At 37.8% G+C, this 1,584-nt stretch carries 1 pseudogene; it reads left to right on the top strand.

Going from position 1 to position 1,584, the window contains the following annotated elements:
- Positions 1–139 precede the first annotated feature (139 nt).
- Positions 140–1,528 (top strand): annotated as a pseudogene (locus CP368_RS09880) (APC family permease); the annotation flags it as partial.
- Positions 1,529–1,584: the final 56 nt, after the last annotated feature.

The following is a 1,584-nucleotide window of genomic DNA, read 5'->3' on the forward strand; positions in this document are numbered from 1 at the left end:
ATTCGATCTCTAAAAAAGCACCCTTAATTGTCAATGTCTTAACTTAATGACATTGGTTTTTTGCTAGAACTGTTTTTGTTATAATTAGAAGCTAAAAATCGAGAAAAATATAGGGTAATAATGAAGGATAAGTGATTATTTGGAAGGAATGAAACGACATAAAATAGGTCTGTTTTCGGCTATTATGTTGGCCCTAAATTCTTTGATAGGCTCAGGTTGGCTGTTTGGTTCAGGTTCTGCAGCGAAAATTGCTGGACCAGCCGCAATCCTCTCTTGGATTTTAGGTGCTGTCATTATTATTGCTATTGCTTTGACCTATGTAGAATTGGGAGCAATGTTTCCTGAAAGTGGTGGTATGAGTAGATATGCTCAATACAGTCATGGATCGTTACTGGGATTTGTTGCTGCGTGGGCCAATTGGATTTCATTAGTAACTTTGGTACCAATGGAAGCCGTGGCGGCTGTTCAATATATGAGTTCGTGGCCGTGGTCATGGGCTAATTGGACTAAGAATTTTATTAAAGATGGCAATATTACTTTTGCAGGATTGGGCGTTGTATTTATTTTTATGTGTATTTTTACAATGATCAATTTTTGGTCAGTAAAAATTATGACACATTTTACTAATTTGATTTCTATTTTTAAAATCTTATTGCCTACTTTAACGATTGTAGTTTTAATTTGCAGTGGTTTTCATGCACAAAATTTCGGCTCCAACGTTCATGAATTTATGCCGTATGGAACACGTTCCATCTTTGAGGCTACGTCAGTTTCAGGAATTATCATGTCATATGATGCATTTCAGACCGTGATCAATATGGGTGGAGAGTTGAAGAATCCACGTAAGAATATTGTCCGCGGTGTCTTGATCTCTATGATCATTACTGCAGCGATTTATATCATGCTGCAAGTAACTTTTATTGGAGCAGTCGAACCAAGTACGTTAGCCAAGGTAGGCTGGCATGGCATTGACTTTACTTCACCATTTGCGGATTTGGCAATTATTTTAGGAATCAATTGGTTGGTAATTTTGCTTTATTTAGATGCGTTTGTATCACCGTTTGGTACAGGTGTCGCTTTCGTCGCTACAGCATCTAGAGCTTTGGCCGCTATGACACATACACGTCACTTACCTAAGTGGCTAGGCCGGCTTAATCAAAAGTATTTAATTCCGCGTTACGCGATGATTGCGGATTTGATTTTAGCGGTAATTTTGGTCAGCCTATTTAGAAATTGGAATTTATTGGCAACCGTAATCACTGCTTCAACATTAATTGCGTATTTAACAGGCCCCGTAACGGTAATGACTTTGAGAAAAGTAAAACCTAATCTTGATCGTCCGTTTAAACCTCGTTACATGCCATATCTAGCACCAATTGCCTTTATTTTAACTAGCTTGTCAATTTACTGGTCAATGTGGCCAACTACGATTCAAGTTATCTTGGTAATTGCATTAGGTTTGCCGATTTATTTCTATTATGAAATTCACTATCAACATTCAAATTTAATGAAAAACGCCCGAAAATCCCCGTATTTTAATGCGGGGATGGATAGGGCCAAGCTGACCTAGCAGTCAGCTTTTTT

Origin of the sequence: Lactobacillus sp. UMNPBX17, from assembly GCF_002553735.1 — a bacterium.
Lineage (GTDB): Bacteria > Bacillota > Bacilli > Lactobacillales > Lactobacillaceae > Lactobacillus > Lactobacillus gallinarum.